General features: G+C 51.7%; 19 protein-coding genes and 2 pseudogenes. 15 read left to right on the forward strand and 6 right to left on the reverse strand.

Annotated elements, in window-relative coordinates:
* Window positions 1-114 precede the first annotated feature (114 nt).
* The 8 genes and pseudogenes from KU392_RS05350 to KU392_RS14450 all read left to right on the forward strand — a co-directional run.
* Complete coding sequence (locus KU392_RS05350; protein ID WP_217734792.1) at window positions 115-1338, forward strand: MFS transporter; 1224 nt, start codon at window positions 115-117, stop codon at window positions 1336-1338.
* Window positions 1339-1422: 84 nt separating this feature from the next.
* Window positions 1423-2412: an ABC transporter ATP-binding protein gene (locus tag KU392_RS05355; RefSeq protein WP_169292941.1), complete on the forward strand. Its 990-nt coding sequence runs from the start codon at window positions 1423-1425 to the stop codon at window positions 2410-2412.
* Between the two features lies 1 nt (window position 2413).
* The gene (locus KU392_RS05360; protein WP_217734793.1) at window positions 2414-3349 is read left to right on the forward strand and encodes an ABC transporter permease; all 936 of its coding nucleotides are present in this window, start codon (window positions 2414-2416) and stop codon (window positions 3347-3349) included.
* Window positions 3346-4284, forward strand: a complete 939-nt coding sequence (locus KU392_RS05365; protein ID WP_217734794.1) for an ABC transporter permease — start codon at window positions 3346-3348, stop codon at window positions 4282-4284. Before KU392_RS05360 ends, KU392_RS05365 begins: the two co-directional genes overlap by 4 nt.
* A 2-nt stretch (window positions 4285-4286) precedes the next feature.
* Entirely contained in the window at window positions 4287-5291 is a 1005-nt protein-coding gene (locus KU392_RS05370; RefSeq protein WP_169292938.1) for an ABC transporter ATP-binding protein, read from the forward strand.
* 45 nt (window positions 5292-5336) lie between these two features.
* Window positions 5337-6914 (forward strand): peptide ABC transporter substrate-binding protein, encoded by a 1578-nt coding sequence (locus KU392_RS05375; RefSeq protein WP_169292937.1) that lies wholly within the window; start codon window positions 5337-5339, stop codon window positions 6912-6914.
* 15 nt (window positions 6915-6929) lie between these two features.
* Complete coding sequence (locus KU392_RS05380) at window positions 6930-7433, forward strand: GNAT family N-acetyltransferase (protein WP_169292936.1); 504 nt, start codon at window positions 6930-6932, stop codon at window positions 7431-7433.
* A 138-nt stretch (window positions 7434-7571) separates the two neighbouring features.
* Window positions 7572-7796 (forward strand): annotated as a pseudogene (locus tag KU392_RS14450) (glycine zipper 2TM domain-containing protein); the annotation flags it as partial.
* 242 nt (window positions 7797-8038) lie between these two features.
* Here KU392_RS14450 and KU392_RS05390 read toward each other — a convergent pair.
* Window positions 8039-8245, reverse strand: a complete 207-nt coding sequence (locus KU392_RS05390; protein WP_169292935.1) for a heavy-metal-associated domain-containing protein — start codon at window positions 8243-8245, stop codon at window positions 8039-8041.
* Between the two features lie 130 nt (window positions 8246-8375).
* The gene (locus tag KU392_RS05395) at window positions 8376-9122 is read right to left on the reverse strand and encodes a metallophosphoesterase family protein (protein WP_217734795.1); all 747 of its coding nucleotides are present in this window, start codon (window positions 9120-9122) and stop codon (window positions 8376-8378) included.
* A gap of 557 nt (window positions 9123-9679) precedes the next feature.
* Here KU392_RS05395 and KU392_RS05400 point away from each other — a divergent pair.
* From KU392_RS05400 to KU392_RS05410, 3 genes are all read left to right on the forward strand, one after another.
* The gene (locus KU392_RS05400; RefSeq protein WP_169292933.1) at window positions 9680-10687 is read left to right on the forward strand and encodes an ABC transporter substrate-binding protein; all 1008 of its coding nucleotides are present in this window, start codon (window positions 9680-9682) and stop codon (window positions 10685-10687) included.
* A gap of 101 nt (window positions 10688-10788) precedes the next feature.
* On the forward strand, window positions 10789-11646 hold the full coding sequence (locus tag KU392_RS05405) for an ABC transporter permease (RefSeq protein WP_217734796.1): 858 nt from the start codon (window positions 10789-10791) through the stop codon (window positions 11644-11646).
* The gene (locus tag KU392_RS05410; protein WP_217734797.1) at window positions 11643-12935 is read left to right on the forward strand and encodes a quaternary amine ABC transporter ATP-binding protein; all 1293 of its coding nucleotides are present in this window, start codon (window positions 11643-11645) and stop codon (window positions 12933-12935) included. Before KU392_RS05405 ends, KU392_RS05410 begins: the two co-directional genes overlap by 4 nt.
* A gap of 85 nt (window positions 12936-13020) precedes the next feature.
* On the opposite strand, the gene KU392_RS05415 is transcribed toward KU392_RS05410, so the two are convergent.
* On the reverse strand, window positions 13021-13782 hold the full coding sequence (locus KU392_RS05415; RefSeq protein WP_169292930.1) for an ABC transporter permease: 762 nt from the start codon (window positions 13780-13782) through the stop codon (window positions 13021-13023).
* Window positions 13779-14723: an ABC transporter ATP-binding protein gene (locus tag KU392_RS05420; protein ID WP_169292929.1), complete on the reverse strand. Its 945-nt coding sequence runs from the start codon at window positions 14721-14723 to the stop codon at window positions 13779-13781. Before KU392_RS05420 ends, KU392_RS05415 begins: the two co-directional genes overlap by 4 nt.
* A gap of 119 nt (window positions 14724-14842) precedes the next feature.
* Between KU392_RS05420 and KU392_RS05425 the strand changes: the two genes are divergently transcribed.
* The 4 genes and pseudogenes from KU392_RS05425 to KU392_RS14375 all read left to right on the forward strand — a co-directional run.
* Window positions 14843-15466 carry a class I SAM-dependent methyltransferase gene (locus KU392_RS05425; protein WP_246587331.1) on the forward strand — a complete coding sequence of 208 codons (624 nt, stop codon included), beginning with the start codon at window positions 14843-14845 and terminating at the stop codon, window positions 15464-15466.
* A 30-nt stretch (window positions 15467-15496) separates the two neighbouring features.
* Window positions 15497-16354 carry an NAD(P)H-hydrate dehydratase gene (locus tag KU392_RS05430; protein WP_217734798.1) on the forward strand — a complete coding sequence of 286 codons (858 nt, stop codon included), beginning with the start codon at window positions 15497-15499 and terminating at the stop codon, window positions 16352-16354.
* 54 nt (window positions 16355-16408) lie between these two features.
* Window positions 16409-16753 (forward strand): avidin-fold protein, encoded by a 345-nt coding sequence (locus tag KU392_RS05435; RefSeq protein ID WP_169292927.1) that lies wholly within the window; start codon window positions 16409-16411, stop codon window positions 16751-16753.
* 180 nt (window positions 16754-16933) lie between these two features.
* A pseudogene (locus KU392_RS14375) lies at window positions 16934-17065 on the forward strand (helix-turn-helix domain-containing protein); the annotation flags it as partial.
* Between the two features lie 148 nt (window positions 17066-17213).
* Here the strand turns inward: KU392_RS14375 and KU392_RS05445 are convergent.
* Window positions 17214-18200 (reverse strand): diaminopimelate dehydrogenase, encoded by a 987-nt coding sequence (locus tag KU392_RS05445; protein ID WP_217734799.1) that lies wholly within the window; start codon window positions 18198-18200, stop codon window positions 17214-17216.
* A gap of 124 nt (window positions 18201-18324) precedes the next feature.
* Entirely contained in the window at window positions 18325-19524 is a 1200-nt protein-coding gene (locus KU392_RS05450; protein ID WP_217734800.1) for a CaiB/BaiF CoA transferase family protein, read from the reverse strand.
* Window positions 19525-19577 lie beyond the last annotated feature (53 nt).

A 19577-nucleotide genomic window follows, 5' to 3' on the forward strand; every position in this document is an offset into this window, starting at 1 on the left:
CTCCTTACCGAAATACGCAATACCAACGCAAATGCCCGGTACAAAAATCACCACTTTCCATCTTTCAGCCAGACTCACTATCGTTGTACCAATATCTTAGCTGTTTTCCAATTCATGACACCCACCCACACTAAAAAACATCAACGTGACCTCATCTGGTTTCCAGTGGCACTGGTTCTGTTTGAATTTGCGGTTTATATTGGCAACGACCTGGTGCAGCCGGCCATGCTCACCATTACGCATGAATTCAAGGTGGATGACAGCTGGGTTGCCTCTTCAATGTCGCTGTACATTCTGGGTGGTGCCCTCCTCATGTGGCTGATCGGCCCCCTGTCAGACCGCTACGGCCGGCGCCGGGTCATGCTGGCTGGCACACTGTATTACGCCATTACCAATATCCTGATCCTGTTCACGGTCAATATTGAAAGCTTCATGCTGATGCGTCTGCTGCAGGGTGTTTCACACTGCTTTATCGGCGCGGTAGGTTATGTCAGTATTCAGGAAGCCTTTCGGGAAAGCACCGCCATTAAAGTCATGGCTTTGATGGCCAATATTGCGCTTATTGCTCCCCTGCTGGGCCCGCTGGCCGGTGCCGCCCTCATCAGTTATGCGTCCTGGCACTGGGGGTTCATCCTGATTGCCGGCATTTGCTGCCTGAGCCTGATTGGCCTGTTTCGCCACATGCCCGAAACCGTTGACCTGCATGCCCCCAAAGAGCCCATCCGCAGCGTCCTGGCCCACTACAAAACCATTCTGCGCAACCGGACGTTCATGCAGTTGGCCCTGTTCAGTCCGATTATCGGACTACCCATGCTGGTCTGGATCGGACTGTCTCCGGTTTTTCTGGTCAAAGACCTTGGCCTGGACAATCTGGGCTATGCCAAATCCCAGATTCCCATTTTTGCCTGCCTGATCCTGGGCAACCTGACCCTGGCCCGCATCTCAGGCAAAGTGCCGCTTGGCCAAACCGTCTACTATGCACTGCCACTGGTTTTTCTGGGTGGACTCAGCCTGTTGCTGGCCGGTCTGCTGCCCGCCTTTACCCTGGCCGGGCTGATTGTGGGCATGAGCCTGCTGTCCTTTGCCCAAGGCTTGAGTTTTGCCGTCCTGTACCGCCTGACCCTGCTTTCCTCAACGGCTCCCAAAGGCGTGGTGGCCGGTGCCATGAGCCTGATCATGATGTTCATGTCCGCCCTCAGTATTGAAACCTTCAAATGGCTTTATGTCAGCACCCATTTGCCCTGGCTCTGCATCGCCTGCGCGGCTCTGGCTGGCATCTATGCCTGGCTGACCTTTCCGGTCATGCGCCTGGCCATGCAAAAAAACGATCCGGCCTAACCCTTATCCCTGCGCCAGACCATGGGTTTACACCATCATTGCTGTTAAAATCGTCCCAACAAGACTTTTTTACATTCCATTGTCATGGCCATCCATAAGAACAATAACCTGCCGCTGGTATCCGTCCGGGCACTGAAAAAACATTTCTCCATCGACAAACACCAGACCGTCAAGGCCCTGAACGGTATTTCATTCGATATCCATCAAGGTGAAACATTCGGCCTGGTGGGAGAATCCGGCTGCGGCAAGTCCACGGTGGGACGCACCATTATGGGCCTGTACCCGCCCACGGCAGGCCAGGTATACATTCATGGCAAAGATATCCACCAGGCAAGCGAACAAGACAACAGAACAAGGTGCCGCCAGGTCCAGATGATCTTCCAGGACCCTTACGCCTCGCTTAACCCACGCGCCACCATTTTTGAAATTATTGCCGAACCGCTGGAAATCCATCAGGTTCATAAAGACAAAAACGCCCTGCGCCAACATGTTTACAGACTCCTTGAAGAAGTGGGGTTAAGTCCCACCCAGGCACACCGCTACCCGCATGAATTCTCGGGTGGCCAGCGCCAGCGCGTAGGCATTGCCCGTGCACTGGCTCTCGAGCCGGATATCATCATTGCCGATGAACCGATTTCGGCCCTTGACGTCTCCATCCAGGCCCAGATTGTGCTGCTTTTGCAACGCCTGCAGCAAGAAAAAGGCCTCACTTACCTGTTTATTGCCCATGATCTGGCCATGGTGAAATACTTGTCAGACCGGGTGGGTGTCATGTATCTGGGCCAGATGGCCGAAGTGGCTGCCAGCGATGAGTTATATGCCAATCCCCTGCACCCTTATACCCAGGCATTGCTTTCCGCAATCCCGGTGCCCGACCCCGATCTGGAAAAACAGCGGCAACGTATTTTGCTCAAGGGCGAACTGCCCAGTGCCATCAATCCACCGGCCGGATGTGTATTTCATACCCGCTGTCCGCAGGCACAGGCCATTTGCCGGCAACAGGCTCCTGTCTGGAAAGAGCATGCACCGGGCCATTTTGCCGCCTGCCACCTCATTGCCGAAGGAAACCGCTAACTTGAAAAACTACCTCATCAAACGATTCCTGCTCATGATCGGCACGATCCTCACGATCGCCTCGCTCACTTTTATCCTGATGCACCTGATTCCGGGCTCTCCTTTTGAACAGGACCGGCAAACCAGTGTTGCCGTGCAAGAGAACCTGCGCGCCTTCCACCAACTTGACCAACCCCTGTACATCCAGTACTTCAGCTACCTGAAATCCATTGCCACCTTCAACTTCGGACCGTCCATTGCCAGTCCCGATACCACCGTCAATGAATTGATTGGCCGCGGTTTTCCGGTTTCATTCGAACTGGGCATGTGGGCCATTGGCATTGCCCTGGTTTCGGGCCTGGTGCTGGGCGTCATGGCCGCCCTACACCATAATGGCTTGATTGACCACCTGTGCATGGGCATTGCCGTACTGGGCATTTCCATCCCCAATTTCGTGCTGTCCACCCTGCTGATCCAGGAATTTGCCGTCAATCTGGGCTGGTTTCCGGCCGCCACATGGCGTACGCCCATGCATATGGTGTTGCCGGTAACCGCCCTGGCGACCGCCCCCATGGCCATCATTGCCCGACTGATTCGCGCCAGCATGCTTGAAACCCTCACGCAGGACTACATCAAAATGGCCCGTGCCAAAGGCCTGTCACCCATGCGGGTGGTTATCCGGCATGCCCTGCGCAATGCGCTCATGCCGGTCGTGACCCTGCTGGGCACCCTGATGGCCTCCATCCTGACCGGTACTTTCGTGATCGAAAAGATTTTTGCCATTCCAGGTATGGGTCGCTATTTCATCGACTCCATCAGCACCCGCGACTATCCCGTTATCATGGGCACCACCGTTTTCTACAGTACCATTCTGGTTTTCATGCTGTTTCTGGTCGATATGGCATATTGCCTGCTGGATCCCCGCATACGACTTCACCATAAAGAGGCGCAGGCATGAGCGGACACGAGCAAGAGCATTTTCCGCCCGAATGGCTGCAACCGGCCGTTAAAAACCCGGAAGATAGCCATCAGGCCATGCAAAGGCCTTATGTTTCCTACTGGCAGGATGCCTGGCAACGACTGCGCCGCAATAAACTGGCCATGCTCGGGCTGGTATTTTTGCTGGCGCTGATCGGTATGGCCCTGTTTGCCCCCCTGTTCTCCCCTTATTCCGCCACCGCCCAGGACCTCAGAAACCAAAACCTGCCACCTTCAGCCCTGCATTGGTTTGGCACCGATGACCTGGGTCGAGACGTCTTCACCCGGACCTGGCAAGGTGCCCGGATCTCACTGTTTGTCGGATTCATGGCGGCCCTGATTGATTTTGTGATTGGAGTGGCATACGGTGGATACAGCGGCCTGAAAGGCGGCAAAACCGATACCGTCATGATGCGTATTGTCGAAATCCTGTATGGCCTGCCCTATTTGCTCATGGTGATCCTGCTAATGGTAGTCATGAAACCCAGCCTGTTAACCATTATCATTGCCCTGACCATCACCGGCTGGATCAGCATGGCAAGGATCGTGCGCGGCCAGGTCCTGCAACTCAAAAACCTCGAGTTTGTCACGGCCTCACAAACCTTCGGTGCCAGCACCGGCCGCATTATCCGTAAAAACCTGCTGCCCAACACCATGGGCCCCATTATTGTACAAATGACACTGACCGTACCCAGCGCGATTTTTGCGGAAGCTTTCCTGAGCTTCCTGGGATTGGGCATACAGGCCCCCCATGCCAGCTGGGGTGTCATGACCAATGATGCCTTACCCGTTATCTTGTCCGGTGACTGGTGGCAATTGTTTTTCCCGGCCCTGTTCATTTCCCTGACCATGTTTGCCTTCAATGTGCTGGGAGATGGCCTGCAGGATGCCCTGGACCCAAAACTGAAGAAATAGCGATGAATACACCTGCCTTGCTTGAAATTCGACATCTTTCAATCCAGTTCCGCACCCATGGCGGACAGATTCATGCCGTACGTGACCTGTCGCTCACCGTGCGACCCGGTGAAACCCTGGCCATTGTAGGTGAGTCGGGCTGCGGCAAATCGGTTACCTGCAATGCCATCATGGGGCTGTTGCCAAAGCACTCCGCCAGGATTACCCAGGGTGAAATCCTGTTTAAGGGACAAAACCTGCTGGATCTGGATGCAAAGGCCATGCGCCAGCTGCAGGGCAACCGGATTGCCATGATTTTCCAGGACCCGATGACAGCACTGAACCCCACCCTGACCATTGGGGAACAATTAACCGAAGGCGTTATCAGGCATCAAAACCTGACGCCTGATATTGCCAGACAAAAAGCCGAAAAAATGCTTTCCCTGGTCGGTATTGCCAATCCACAGGAAAGGTTGGGCCAGTATCCGCACCAATTGTCGGGAGGCATGCGCCAGCGCGTGGTCATTGCCATTGCCCTGATGTGTGAACCGGAACTGCTGATTGCCGATGAACCTACCACGGCCCTGGATGTAACCATACAGGCACAAATCCTGGACCTGTTCAGCCATATCCAGGCCGCCACCGGCATTTCCATCATCCTGATCACCCATGATCTGGGGGTGGTGGCACAAATTGCCAGCCAGGTAGCCGTCATGTATGCCGGGCAGTGTGTGGAATCGGGCTCCCAACGGGATATTTTCTATCATCCGCAACACCCTTACACCCAGGGTTTGCTGCAATCTGTCCCGAGACTGGATATGGCGCGCGAAAGCCTGCAGCCCATTCCCGGTCAGCCGCCTGACCTGTTTTCACCGCCACCGGCCTGCAGTTTTTACCAGCGATGTCCCAAGGCCCTGGTTATTTGCGACAAAGTCCCGCCCAAACTCACTACAATCAGTCACACTCAACAAAGCCTGTGCTGGTTGCAAGACTTACGCACCCGTAGTAATTTATCCGCCTGCCTGTAAAACAAAACAGGCAATCACGCAACTGCTTAACGAAGGATATTCCCCATGAAACAAAAACTGTTGGCTGCCTGTCTTGTAAGCGTTTTGACGACCACCCTGTCTGGTCCCGCTTTAGCTGAAAAGGTGCTGCGCCTGAACAACACCGAGGAACCGACCTCATTGCATCCGGCCGCCGGTTTCAACCTGATTTCCTGGGAACCGCTCAACAACCTGGTTGAGGGCCTGGTCAGGCTCGATGAGCAGCATCTGGCAGCCCCGGCCACCGCCGAAAGCTGGCAGGTTTCCGATGATGGAAAAACCTATACCTTCAAGTTGCGTGCCAACGCCAGGTGGTCCAATGGCGACCCGGTAACAGCCCATGATTTCGTTTACGGCTGGACCCACATGCTGGCTCCTGAAACCGCTTCACCAGCCGCTTTTCTGGCTTACCCCATTGCCGGTGCCAAAGCCTTCAACGAGGGCAAAGGCCAGGATCCGGGCATCAGGGCACTGGATGATCACACCCTGGAAATCACACTGGAAGCACCCAATGTCTCTTTCCTTAATGTCATAACCAATCCGAACTTCGCACCCCTTAACCGGAAAGTGGCCCAGGCCAACCCAACATGGCATACCGAAGCCAAGACCTATGTAAGTAACGGGCCTTTTTTGCTAAAAGACTGGAAACATGCGCAAAACATGCGCTTTGAAAAAAACCCGCATTACTGGGATGCCGCCAGTGTACAAATTGATGCCGTGGATTTTGCCATGGTCAATGACCCGAACACCTCGTATCAGATGTATCGCACCGGCGAACTGGACATGACACCCTCGCCCCTGCCATCCGCCCTGTATGATAAAGTCAAAGACCATAAAGACTTCAGGAATGTACCGCAGGCCGGCGGTTATTTCTTCCGCTTCAATACCCAAATGCCCCCTTTCCAGAATGCGGATATCCGCAAGGCATTTGCCTTGGCCGTCAACCAGGAAGACATTGTGAAATATGTCACCAAACAGGGACGCCAGGCCGCCTACGGTTTTGTGGCACCGGGTTTTACCGGCCCCAATGGCAAAGATTTCCGTGAAGAAAGCGGCCATCTGCTAAGCACCAACCCGGAAGCCGCCAAACAACACCTTGCCAAGGGTATGGCCGATGAAAATTACCAAACCCTGCCCCCTGTCACCCTTAGCTATATCAACAACCCCAGCGACCGGAAAATTGCCGAGGCCATACAAAACATGTACCGGGAAACCCTGGGTGTGGATATCCAGCTGCAAAGCATTGAAAGCAAGGTTTTTTATGCCAAGCAACGCGGGCTTGAACTGCAATTCTCACGCAGTTCTTTCGTCAATGATTATGCCGACCCTTACAACTCACTGGAAAGTTTCCTGGGCAACTCGTCCATGAACCGCACCGGTTGGGTCAACCCTGAATACGACAGTCTGGTTAACCAGGCGAACACCGAGCCGGATGCCCAAAAACGCTGGGATCTGCTTTTACAGGCTGAAAAGATCCTGTTTGACGAAATGCCCATTTTTCCGCTTTTTTTCTATAATCAAATTTATCTGCAAAAAGAAAATATCAGTGGAATACTGCGTCATCCCGTTGGCTATATCGACTTGAAATACACCCAAATTAAATAAAAGTAAGGAATACTCATGATTGACCTCATTATTGCCGATTTGGAAAACCCGGCTCACGCTGCGGCAATATTAACTGTCTTGAATGATTACGCTTCCGACCCCTCCGGCGGTGGGCAGGAGTTATCAGCCCATGTACAGAAAAACCTGATTTCCTCCCTGAAAAAACGCAGCAATATCTACACGATTCTCGCTTTCCGCCAACAACAGCCTGCTGGAATAGCCTTATGCATGGAAGGCTTCTCCACTTTTACCTGCAAACCCCTGCTTAATATCCAGGACTTTGCGGTGTTAAGGCCCTATCGTGGCCAGGGTATTGGCAAGCTCATGCTTGGCCGGGTCAAACAACTGGCCAAAAACCTGGGTTGCTGCAAAATCACCCTTAAAGTCCTTGAAGGCAATACGGCGGCACGTCAGCTCTACGAAGAAGAGGGATTCCTGGACAGCCACATCAACCCTGCCCTGGGAAAAGCACTGTTCATGCAATTTCCCATGGAAACAGAACGAGCGACAACTGACTGATTCTACTGTTTTTTTCAATAGGTTTCCAAAAAGCGTCATAGCCAAATCTGGAAACATCTGTTGCGGACAATAACAATCCGTTCTCCTTACATTTGAGATGATGAGCTTGACAGCGTTTGACATTGCAAGGAGTTGATGATGAACCTCAAAAGCCAAAGTCGCATTATTCTGATTGGGCTGTTCAGCCTGGCTATTACCGGATGTGCCGGATATGACCGGTATGGCTACAACAGCAACCAACGTACAACCGCCACCGTAGGTGGTGCCGCACTGGGTGGTTTGGCGGGTGCCGTGGTTTCCGAAGGTGACCCTTTGGTGACTGTAGGTGGTGCAGCCCTTGGAGGCCTGATCGGCAATCAGCTTTACCGGGATGATGACCGTTCATACCGCCGTAGCCGCGATCGTGATAACCGGTACTACCGACGCACGTACGATAACAACCGCCGCTACCAGAACAATCGTCAATACCGGGACCGCCGATATTGGGAATGATTTTCCCGTTCCACACTAAGGCCAGCCAGCCTGTTATTGGCTGAAAACGCCCTGGCAGGAAGACATTCCAGGTACCAGGGCGTTTTCATATCATGCTGATAGGTCAATGGCATTCAAATCACATCATAGCCGGCGTCTTCGATGGCTTGCCGGATTTGTGCCATGCTGACCTGGCCATTGGTGCTGACTTTCACCGTTTTTTCTTCAAGACTGACCTGGGCAGCTTCTACACCCTTTATTTCCTCCAGGGCTTTCTTGACATGGGCAACACAATTGCCGCAGCTCATGCCATCCACCTTAAATTCCAATTCCTTTTCCATGATGGTTTCCTATTGCTTAAACAAGATTGAAAATACACGCCTATCTTAAACCTTCCCACAAGGGTAATGTCAAGACAGACCCCTTCCCGTCTGCCGCCCATTTACAAGGCATCAACGCCGTTATCTGCCATTAACCGCCGTGCAATATCCTGGCCACCCGGTTTTCATGCTGGCCATCCATTTCACCGGGCAAGATGATGCGGCCATCCAGGGCCGTAACCCCCCGATAACCCACCGCAAAGGTACGAAAGCCCATACGTGCATAATGAGCGCTGTAATCGTAATTATCATGATGATGGCCATGAAAATGCGTATGCACGCCCAAATGACGGGCCAGCTCATCGAGCACCTGAAAGCCGAAACGGTTACACGAGGGCGCCTCATGCGTCACCAGTACATCGGCTTTCTCTTTTAACAGGGCCTCGTACTCGGAAGGAAAAATCGTGCTGCGATGCCGCAGATTCACGCCATTGCGCCAGCTGGCACGGAAACCGCCCCCGGCAATAAACGCCTCAGGAGAATAAAAATTCCAGCCAGGCTTGGCCGGATCCCAGATTTTTCCGCGAAAGACCCCTCCCAGGCCGGCAATCCGCACTCCCGCCACCTCACACACCCGGCCGCTTAAATTACGGTGTTTCAATTCGGAAAGGAACAGATTGTCGTATTGCTGTTCGGTGTCGGTATCGTGATTGCCGTGAATCCACCAGACCTCAGTCAGATTGATGATATCGGCCAGTTGTTCATGAAACGGATACGGTGTTTGTATATCTCCCAGAAACACAATGGCCTGGGGTTTGATTTGCCTGACAATCTCAGTGCAATGATCAAATCCGCCATGCGTATCTCCAAAGAAAAGAATTTTATTGTTTGTATCCATAAACATTCATTTGGCGTCTGTTTCGTTGAGAAGACCATGAATCTGACCGCTCCCATCCTCCTGCCCCTAATCATAGCTTAATTTGGCCTTTCATTAAGGGCAATCCCGCCACAAATTGCCAGACGTGTTCCAGGCAGTCATTTCCTTTGGCTGAAATCACAGTGCAACCCACACGGGCCACCCAAAAAAGCATGATGAAAAAACCAGAAAATAAATATTCACGGAAAAAAAATAATTCTATTTTTTACCTGTCAAAATTTCAAAAACAAATAACTTTAAATATTAAATAATTATTTAATTACATATTAAACAAAATAAATTAAATGGAAATATTTGATAAATATGATTATTTTTGTTAAACTGACGGTCTATAAAATTTATATATTCAAATTGTGTTCATCATGTCACTCACATGATTTAACCTGTCAATGGGTAAATTTATTTCACCCTTCAATTAATGTTGGTATGTATCGACGGCAGCGCCGTTTTCCGCACACCCTCTTTGGCAAGCACAGTTATTCTTCAGTAACCTGCGAAACTTAAGGAGGCTTAGCGCCATGCTTAAACCTAATAAACTCCTCTCAGCAACCATTTTTTCAATGGCTATCCTGGGCCTGGCCCAATCTGCCCAGGCTGCTGACACCCCTCAATGTGAAGTTAACCGCCCCATCAATATTGGTGGCATGAATTGGGAATCCAATCTTATCCTGGCGGATATCGAAAGCTATATCCTGCAAAAAGGCTATGGCTGCAAAACCGATATCCTGCCCACCGAAACCCTGCCCGCCATTGCCGCCCTTGAGCGCGGCAACCTGGATGTCAAGCCCGAAGTCTGGCTCAATAGTGTGCGTGACCCATGGGAAAAGGCCGTCCAGTCAGGCAAAGTCAAAAAAACCGGCGATATTTTCACCGGTGGTGAAGCCTGGTTCATTCCCAAATACACGGCGGAAAAATACCCCGACCTGAAAACCGCTGCCGATCTGGTCAAATACAAAGACAAATTCAAAGATCCCGAAGACCCCTCCAAAGGCCGCATTTACGGTTGCCCGGCCGGTTGGGGCTGTGAAGTCGTTACCAACAACCTGCATAAAGCCTTCAATCTTGAAGACAGCTTCAATATGTACTCACCCGGCACCGGTGCGGCACAAAAAGCGGCCCTGACCTCTGCCTACAAACGCAAACAGGACTTTGTTTTCTACTACTGGTTCCCGACACCGCTGGTCAGTTCCCTGGAACTGGTTCAGCTTGAAATGCCGCCATACGATGAAGAAAAAAACCGCTGCCTGACTTCCCTGAACTGTGAAAATCCACAACCGGCAGCCTATCCTGAAAACCCGGTCTTCACCGGCATTAACGTGGAGTTTGCCAATCAGGCGCCCAAACTGGCCGAATTTTTCTCTAAAGTAAAACTCCCTCTTCCCGTCCTGGATGCCGCCATGGCACGCATGGAAGAAACCGGGGATGATCCACGCGATATTGCGCTGTGGTTCCTGAAAAACCATGCCGACACATGGACACAATGGGTTCCCGAAGACGTGGCACAACGCGTCCAATCCTCCCTGTAAGAATTACCGTCACAATAAAAAACAACGGCTTCCGGCCCGTTTCCCTTCCACGGGAACCGGGCTGGTCGCGGTTGCTCTTCCATCTAAAAAACGGATAACTTATGTTTCCAGAACTCATTTCCCCTCGTGGCATACGTGACGGTATTGACAACTTTGTCGATACCCTGGTCATGAACTATGCCGATACCCTTAACAGCCTGGCAGAACCCTTCCTGACCGCCCTGGTCTGGCTTGAACAATTATTACGGAATGCGCCCTGGTGGAGCGTCATTATTGCCACCATGCTAATTGCCTATGGCATGAGCCGCCGCCTCAGTTTCAGCCTGGGTATGGGTGTGCTGCTATTCCTGCTGGGTGCACTTGGCCTGTGGGACGCCGGCATGCAAACGCTCTCGCTCATGATCATGGCCACCGGACTTTCCATCCTTATCGGTATTCCCTTGGGCATTCTCATGGCTAAATTCGACCGGTTCCGCGCCATCATGCTCCCCGTGCTGGACATCATGCAAACCATGCCCAGCTTTGTTTACCTGATCCCTGTCGTGATGCTGTTCGGCTTGGGTAAAATTCCGGCTATTATCGCCACCGTCATTTATGCCGTACCACCGGTTATCCGCTTAACCGACCTTGGCATCCGTCTGGTTGACGCCGAAGTGCTGGAAGCCTCCAAGGCCTTTGGTGCCTCTGGCACACAACAGTTGTTTGGTGTGCAAATTCCCCTGGCCCTGCCCAACATCATGGCCGGTATTAACCAAACCACCATGATGGCGCTTTCCATGGTGGTGATTGCCTCCATGATTGGTGCCCGCGGGCTGGGTTATGAGGTCTTGCTGGGCATTAACCGCCTGGAAGTGGGCCGCGGCCTGCTGGCAGGATTGGGGATTGTCATTCTTGCCGTGCTATTTGACCGCATTACCCAGTCTTATGGAAAACGCAAACAGATCAGGGGTACACAATGAGCAAAATAGAAGTCAGGAATATCTACAAAATATTCGGCAAACAGCCGGAAAAATGGCTGGATGCCGTCAAACGGGGCATGAGCAAAGAAGAGTTGCTAACCCAAAGCCAGCATACCCTGGGCCTGAAAGATATTTCCCTGAATATTGAAGAAGGCAGCATTTATGTCATTATGGGCCTGTCCGGTTCGGGAAAATCCACGTTAATCCGCCACTTCAACCGGCTTATCGAACCCACCGCCGGCCAGATCCTGGTTGATGGCACCGATGTGATGAAACTGGGCAAAAAAGAACTGGAAAAATTCCGCCAGAAAACCATGAGTATGGTGTTCCAGCGCTTTGGCCTGCTGCCCCATAAAACCACCCTGGAAAACGCCGCCTACGGACTGATTATCCAGGGAGTTGACAAAGACAAGGCACAGGAAACCGCCCGTTACTGGCTTGAACAGGTTGGCCTGGCCGGTTTTGAAAACCAATACCCCAGCCAGCTGTCCGGCGGCATGCAACAGCGGGTTGGCCTGGCACGGGCCTTGGCCACCGATGCTGAAATATTGCTCATGGATGAAGCTTTTTCAGCGCTTGACCCTCTCATTCGCCGGGAAATGCAAAACCAGCTGCTGGAGCTGCAATCGCGCCTGAACAAAACCATCGTGTTCATTACCCACGACCTGGATGAGGCGCTGCGGCTGGGCAACCGGATTGCCATCCTAAAGGACGGAGAACTGATCCAGGAGGGCACACCCGAAGATATCCTGCTCTCACCCAACAATGAGTATGTCGAGGCATTCCTGCAGGATGTCAACCGCAGCAAGATCCTGAATGCGGGCCATGCCGTCAACCAAACCCGTTTGACCCTGTCCATGCGGACCCGTCCAACACTGGCACTGGAAAGAATGAAACAGTACGATTACCAATTTGCCCCCGTGCTTGATGGTAATCTGATTGCCGGCATCCTGCATTTTAGCGATGCCGAACAGGCGGTCAGAAGCGGGCTGCGTGATATTTCCAGTCTGGTCAAGGATATTATCAGTGTGCCGGCCAGCACCGGCCTGGATGCCGTCCTGACCCATATGCTGCAGTCTGATCAGCCGCTGGCCGTTACCGATGAAAATGATGAATTCATAGGCATGATGTCACGCACCAAGGTCGTGGAACTGGTCACTACGGACAACGCCAATACCGAGAACGGCAATGATGCTGGCAGCACCCCTGAAAATCCAGACAGCAACAGCGACACTGACGGCACTTCAGATACCAACAGTCATGCGGACGATCAGGATAAAAGCGCCTGATACGGTCCCTATATGGCACATAATGGCAAACAGCCCCTTGAATGTAATGCTCAAGGGGCTGTTTTTTTGTGACCGACAATCACAGTTATTGCTTAAGCTTGTAACCGGTCCTGAACAGCCAGGCAATAAAGCCAAGGCAAACAAACAGGAACACCACGATCATGCCCAGGCTGATATGGTGATTAACATCGGATACACCGTAAAAACTCCAGCGAAAACCGCTAATCAAATAGACCACCGGGTTCAGCAAAGCAATTTTCTGCCAGAACTCGGGCAACATATTGATGGAATAAAACGCGCCACCCAGAAAAGTAAGCGGTGTGATCACCATTAACGGAATGATTTGCAGTTTTTCAAAGCCTTCCGCCCACAAGCCAATAATAAAACCGAACATGCTGAACGTGACCGCTGTCAGAAACAGGAACAGCAGCATCCAGACCGGGTGCTGTATTTCATAATCCACAAACAGCCGTGCTGTTAATAATATCAACGCACCCACCATAACCGATTTGGTGGTTGCCGCCCCCACATAACCAACAACCACTTCCACAAAAGAGACCGGCGCCGACAGTATTTCGTAAATGGTTCCCGACCAGCGTGGCATGTAAATGCCAAACGAGGCATTGGAAATACTCTCGCTAAGCAGGGAAAGCATGATCAGGCCAGGTATGATGAACGCCCCGTAACTGACCCCGTCCACCTGCCCCATGCGCGAACCGATGGCCGCACCAAACACCACAAAGTACAGGGAAGTGGACAATACCGGCGAAGCAATGCTTTGCGTCAGGGTCCGGAAAGCCCGGTTCATTTCAAACAGGTAAATGGCTTTAATGGCATACCAATTCATGACCGCTCCTTGACCAGATTGACAAAAATTTCCTCCAGTGAACTTTCCTTTGATTTCAGATCGGAGAATTCAATCTGCGATTGGCCCAGCCGTTTCAGAAATAAAGCGATATTACCGGAACCGCCCTGCTCCTGCTGGGTATCATAGCTATAAACCAGTGTTTTACCCCCATCGGCAAGACTCAACCGAAATGCTGCCAACTCGGGCGGAATAAACATCAGCGGAGTATTGAGCTGCACATGCAGCTCTTTTTTGCCCAACTGACGCATCAGAGTTGCTTTTTCTTCCACCAGCACAATTTCACCATGATTGATCACCGCAATCCGGTCTGCCATATCTTCAGCTTCCTCAATGTAATGGGTGGTCAAAATAATGGTTACCCCGTTTTCCCGTAAACGACGCACCATACGCCACATATCATGACGAAGTTCCACATCCACCCCTGCAGTGGGCTCATCCAGAAACAAAATGTCCGGTTCGTGGGCCAGGGCCTTGGCAATTAACACTCGCCGCTTCATACCTCCGGAAAGGCTCAAAAGCCTGTTCTTGCGTTTGTCCCATAATGACAGATCACGCAATACCTTTTCGATATAAGCCGGATTGGACGGCTTGCCAAACAGTCCCCGACTGAAGCTGACAGTGGCCCAGACGGTTTCAAAAGCATCGGTATACAGCTCCTGGGGCACCAGACCAATCTTGGGGCGTATTTTCCTGGCATCCCGGACAATATCCATGCCATCAACAGTTACGCTGCCACCGGTCGCATTCAGCAAACCGGTCACGATGCCAATCAAGGTGGTTTTACCGGCACCATTGGGCCCCAGCAAGGCCAGGATTTCCCCGCGCCGAATATCAAGACTGACCTTTTTAAGCGCACTAAAACCGTTTTTATATGTTTTGTCCAGTTCCCTGATGGACACAATCGTGTCTGCATTCTCCATGCCTGTTTCCTGATGATTGACTTGCTTGCCTGACTGCGGAATAAATACCAACGTTTCCAGCAGTCCCTGATTGCGCTATGATTATTCCATCTTTTTAACATTCTTCATATTACATAATCATGATGTCATCTGTTCCAGGAACACGAGGTTACGCTCAAAAGCCCGAAAAATTCGCCAAAGACTATGAAAGCGTCACGTTTGAAAAAGTCCACAAGGCCGTCATGCACTATTACCCCATTCACGACAAACTGGCCAGCATTCTGGATATTGGTGCCGGTACCGGTCGCGATGCCGCCGCATTGGCTCGGGCTGGCCACTTTGTGGATGCCGTTGAACCCACTGCCGGTATGCGTGAACATGGCCAGCAACTGCATGCCCAGGAACAAATCAACTGGATTGACGATAACCTGCCCCATTTGCACACCATTACCGCCAGCAAAAAAAAGTATGACCTGCTACTGTTAACCGCGGTATGGATGCACCTGACACCAAAAGAAAGGGAAACCGCCATGCACGTTTGCAAAGGCCTGCTCCTGCCCAATGGCGTCATGTCCCTGTCCCTGCGTCATGGTCCGGTACCTGTCGACCGCCATATGTTTGATATTCCCGATGAGGAAGTAATTGAACTGGGCAAGGCACATGGCCTGCACCTGCTGCATCACAGTGTTCACAAGGGTGACACGCTGGGTCGCAATGAGGTTCACTGGAGCCATGTGGTTTTTTCTGCCGCGCCTTCCGTATAAACACACCATCATAAAAAGTTGAAACTTTAAATGATTATTGAATATACCCGCTTCGCCCGACAGCATTTTCCGGAACTGTGCCAGCCCCGCCCCCTGGACAGCCACAAGGGTACTTTTGGTACCCTGGGCATTCTGGCCGGTGGCAAAAACATGGTGGGTGCGGCCCTGCTGGCAGCGCGCGCGGCCCTGAAACAGGGTACAGGACGGGTTCATGTCGGTTTTACCCAGGACAGCCAACCACTGGAAGTCGATACCGTGCAGCCCGAACTCATGCTCAATACGGCAGGCAAACTGCTGGGCAAAGAAGATATTGGCGCATGGGTGGCCGGTTGCGGCATGGGCCTGACACCACTGGCGCAAAATTGCCTGGCAACCCTCTTCAACCGTTATCCGCATACCGCCATTGTGCTGGATGCCGATGCCCTGACCCTCTTGTCTGAACACGCCTTTGCGCTTTCCCATGAAAAGGGTTCACTGGTCTTGACACCTCACCCCAGTGAAGCGGCCCGGCTGCTGGGTTGCACCACTGCCGATATCCAGAAAGACCGGAATCAGGCAGCACGACAAATTTCAGGAAAATATACCGCCTGGACGGTCCTGAAAGGCTATCAAACCGTTATCTGCAGCCCAAAAAGTGAGATCACGGTTAATCACACCGGCAACCCGGGCCTGTCCACAGCAGGCACCGGTGACGTGCTGGCAGGCATGATTGGCGCCTGTCTGGCACAGGGTATCACGCCTGAACAGGCCATTGCCGGAGCGGTATGGTTGCATGGCGCCGCAGCCGATTATCTGGTATCACAGGGCATTGGCCCTGTCGGCATGACGGCCGGTGAAGTGCTTGAAGCCGCGCGTCAGGTGCGCAACCTGATTACCGTCCAGGCTTAATTCAAAAAAAATCGTATAAACTGAAATTAATTTCAAATTAAATCAGAATAGATAATGGCAAATATTTTAAATAATAAAAAATTTATAAATGCAGAAAATACAGCAAATGGAGAGGTATCTGGCGAAACCGTTTTTAACTATAAACAGGATGGCAAGCAAATAGAAGCCGTTTATTCAGGAGGTGCCATTAAAAAAGGACACCTGATTGGCGTAATGACGGGCGACAATACATTTACCATGTTCTATCATCATGTAAACCTGAATGATGACATACGTGCAGGCCAATGCCATAGCACTATACTCACAGAACAGAATGGCAAACTAAAACTCATTGAAAGCTGGCAATGGCTCAATGGTGATTGTTCCAAGGGCCAATCTGTATTGATAGAACACGCATAAAAAAGCCGCTGTCACATACGGTTTGCGACAGCGGCTTTAAACAGGATGCAGTATATACAGCCTGTTTTTTTAGAACTTAGTGGTCCCCACGCTCCTGCGTGGTAACGAATATTTACCACTAAGTGCGGAAAGCCCCATCATTCATGGTGGGGATGGATAGCACGGGGTTATACTAACCCTATGCAACGCCTTCAAGCCTACCGATTCGAACTGATGCCCAATGACCAACAGCAGCGCGCCATGCGCAGCTTTGCCGGTTCCTGTCGGTATGTGTATAACCAGGCATTGCACTTGCAGCAGGAACGGTATAAAGCGGGAGAAAAGAAACTGGGTTATGCCGGGCTGTGCAAGGTACTGACTGCATGGAAAAAACAAGCGGAAACCGATTGGTTGAATAACACCCCCGGCCAGGCGTTGCAACAGGCCTTAACTGGTTCCCACGCTCCTGCGTGGGAAGAAATCACAGCAACTCTTTACGCAATTCAGCCGCGCTCTTGGGCGACAACAGGCCTGGTGGCACATCAAACGCTGTTTTCGCGCCGGTTTGACCCATCTGGTTCAATCTGTAAGCGGCACGGGCATAGGCAACCAGCACGCTGGAGGTAAACTCAGGATTGCTGTCCAGGGCCAGTGAATATTCCATAACCTGGTTGGTGCCCGCACCGGTTTTGCCACTGCGAATCACAAAGCCACCATGCGGCATGGCAGTGTGATCACGTTTGAGTTCTTCTTCGGTAATAAAAGTAACCGTGGTGTCGTAATCGGCAAAATAATCGGGCATGGTCACGATCGACCGTTCCACTTCACTGGCACTGGCGCCTTCGGCCAACACCACATAGCAATCACGCTTGTGTTTTTCACGGGTACTTAGTACAGGCATGGTACCACTGCGTACCTTGTTCATGGCTTCTTCCACCGGAATGGTGTATTGCACACCGGCCTTAACGCCCGGCAGGCGGCGAATCGCATCAGAGTGCCCCTGGCTTAAGCCCTTGCCCCAGAACGTATAAGTAGCGCCTTCTGGCAAAATGGCTTCGCCAAACAGACGGTTAATTGAAAACAGACCCGGATCCCAGCCAATGGCGATCAGGGATGTCTTGCCAGCCAGTTCGGCCGAATTGTTCACTGCTTCAAAATACTCGGGAATTTTGGCATGCGTGTCAAAACTGTCAACCGTGTTGAACAAGGCAGAAAGAGCCGGTCCCTGCTCGGGCAAATCGCTTTTCGAACCACCACACAATACCAGTACATCTATTTTGTCCTGAAATTGGGCAATATCGTCCAGCTTGTACACAGGTACGTTTTTATTGACCAGTGCAACATCGGCTGGATCACGACGTGTAAATACCGCTACCAATTCCATATCGGGTGTTTTTGCAATGGCAAGTTCCGTACCACGACCTAAATTGCCGTAACCGGCAATACCCACTCTGATTTTCTGACTCATGCAATCGTTCTCCGTTTAAAGACAACGATTTTAACCGCAATTGCACCCGAATTTCAGGCATGACAGATCACCAGCCATGTTAATGGCTCCTCCACATGCACATTCAGGTCACCACCACTGGATTTCACTTTTCGCAAGGCAGGCCGGATTCAGGCAAAAAACCCGCTTCACGCAAAATTTCTTCAGTATGTTCGCCCAAATTGGGGGCATGCCGGTAAATACCGGGCGGGGTGCGTGAATAATTACCCACTGGTGCCACCGTACGTAAATGACCCTCGGTGGGATGCACCATTTTCACAATCTGTCCCATCGCCTGCAAATGAGGATCTTCCAGCAAATCTTCCACCTGATTCAAGGGGGCAACCGGAATATCTGCCGCCGACAGGGTTTCAACCCAATAGGCAACGGTATTGCCCAAAATCATGTCAGCCAGAAAACCATATACCTGGTTCACATGACGACCCCGGGATTCAACTGATTCGAACACCGAACCGGGCTCCAGCAAATCGGATCGTCCCACCAGATCCAGAAAGCGCTGCCAATGCCCATCGGTGTGCACAATCACGCAAACATAACCATCTGCCGCCTGATACGGTTTACGTGGTTCCACCAACAGACGGGAATAACCCATTTCGCCTTTGGGGGGTTCAAACGTGGCACCGCCAAGATGGTCATTCAGGACAAACTGCGCCATGGTTTCGAACATGGGAATTTCAATCGATTGCCCCTGCCCGGATTGCCGGCTTTCCAGTACGCCTGCCAGGCAGGCAATACCCGCCTGCAGGCCCACAATGCGGTCTGCCATAGTCAGGGGTACATAACGGGGTGGCAAGCCCGTATGCTGGCTGTACAGGGCCGGAATGCCCGTCATGCCCTGGATAAGATCATCGTAGGCCGGTCTGCCGGCATAAGGACCGTTATCACTGAATCCGTAGGCACCCGCATATACAATCTGCGGATTGACAGCCTTTACCGCCTCATAAGACAGTCCCAGACGCGCCATTGCCTGCGGGCGCACATTGTATAAAAAAACATCCGCGGTTTTAGCCAGGGCCAGACAGGCTTCACGACCTTCCGTCGTTTTAAGATCCAGTACAACCGAACGCTTGTTACGATTCAAATGCAGAAAATTGGCTCCCATACCTTTATGCTGCCGATAGCCCATATTCCGGGTGGTATCCCCGGCGGGTGACTCAACCTTGATCACATCGGCCCCCAGATCAGCCAGAATCTGCGTGGCAAATGGCCCCATCACCACCGATGTCAAATCAATAATACGGATACCTTTAAGCGGACCGCAGGGTTCTGAAGCAAGCATAGTCATATTCTCTTCATCATTAACAAACTATCCGGACATAACGGACAGAAGGTCGTGTC

The sequence above is a fragment of the Advenella alkanexedens genome (assembly GCF_019132845.1).
In the GTDB taxonomy this organism is placed as follows: Bacteria; Pseudomonadota; Gammaproteobacteria; order Burkholderiales; family Burkholderiaceae_B; genus Advenella; species Advenella alkanexedens.

Coding starts and splice junctions, on each gene's coding strand:
- KU392_RS05410 (WP_217734797.1), top strand. CDS start 11,643: ATGAGCAAAATAGAAGTCAGGAATATCTACAAAATATTCGGCAAACAG.
- KU392_RS05445 (WP_217734799.1), bottom strand. CDS start 18,200: ATGAGTCAGAAAATCAGAGTGGGTATTGCCGGTTACGGCAATTTAGGT.
- KU392_RS05450 (WP_217734800.1), bottom strand. CDS start 19,524: ATGACTATGCTTGCTTCAGAACCCTGCGGTCCGCTTAAAGGTATCCGT.
- KU392_RS05415 (WP_169292930.1), bottom strand. CDS start 13,782: ATGAATTGGTATGCCATTAAAGCCATTTACCTGTTTGAAATGAACCGG.
- KU392_RS05380 (WP_169292936.1), top strand. CDS start 6,930: ATGATTGACCTCATTATTGCCGATTTGGAAAACCCGGCTCACGCTGCG.
- KU392_RS05365 (WP_217734794.1), top strand. CDS start 3,346: ATGAGCGGACACGAGCAAGAGCATTTTCCGCCCGAATGGCTGCAACCG.
- KU392_RS05400 (WP_169292933.1), top strand. CDS start 9,680: ATGCTTAAACCTAATAAACTCCTCTCAGCAACCATTTTTTCAATGGCT.
- KU392_RS05370 (WP_169292938.1), top strand. CDS start 4,287: ATGAATACACCTGCCTTGCTTGAAATTCGACATCTTTCAATCCAGTTC.
- KU392_RS05435 (WP_169292927.1), top strand. CDS start 16,409: ATGGCAAATATTTTAAATAATAAAAAATTTATAAATGCAGAAAATACA.
- KU392_RS05430 (WP_217734798.1), top strand. CDS start 15,497: ATGATTATTGAATATACCCGCTTCGCCCGACAGCATTTTCCGGAACTG.
- KU392_RS05390 (WP_169292935.1), bottom strand. CDS start 8,245: ATGGAAAAGGAATTGGAATTTAAGGTGGATGGCATGAGCTGCGGCAAT.
- KU392_RS05405 (WP_217734796.1), top strand. CDS start 10,789: ATGTTTCCAGAACTCATTTCCCCTCGTGGCATACGTGACGGTATTGAC.
- KU392_RS05395 (WP_217734795.1), bottom strand. CDS start 9,122: ATGGATACAAACAATAAAATTCTTTTCTTTGGAGATACGCATGGCGGA.
- KU392_RS05350 (WP_217734792.1), top strand. CDS start 115: ATGACACCCACCCACACTAAAAAACATCAACGTGACCTCATCTGGTTT.
- KU392_RS05425 (WP_246587331.1), top strand. CDS start 14,843: ATGATGTCATCTGTTCCAGGAACACGAGGTTACGCTCAAAAGCCCGAA.
- KU392_RS05375 (WP_169292937.1), top strand. CDS start 5,337: ATGAAACAAAAACTGTTGGCTGCCTGTCTTGTAAGCGTTTTGACGACC.
- KU392_RS05355 (WP_169292941.1), top strand. CDS start 1,423: ATGGCCATCCATAAGAACAATAACCTGCCGCTGGTATCCGTCCGGGCA.
- KU392_RS05420 (WP_169292929.1), bottom strand. CDS start 14,723: ATGGAGAATGCAGACACGATTGTGTCCATCAGGGAACTGGACAAAACA.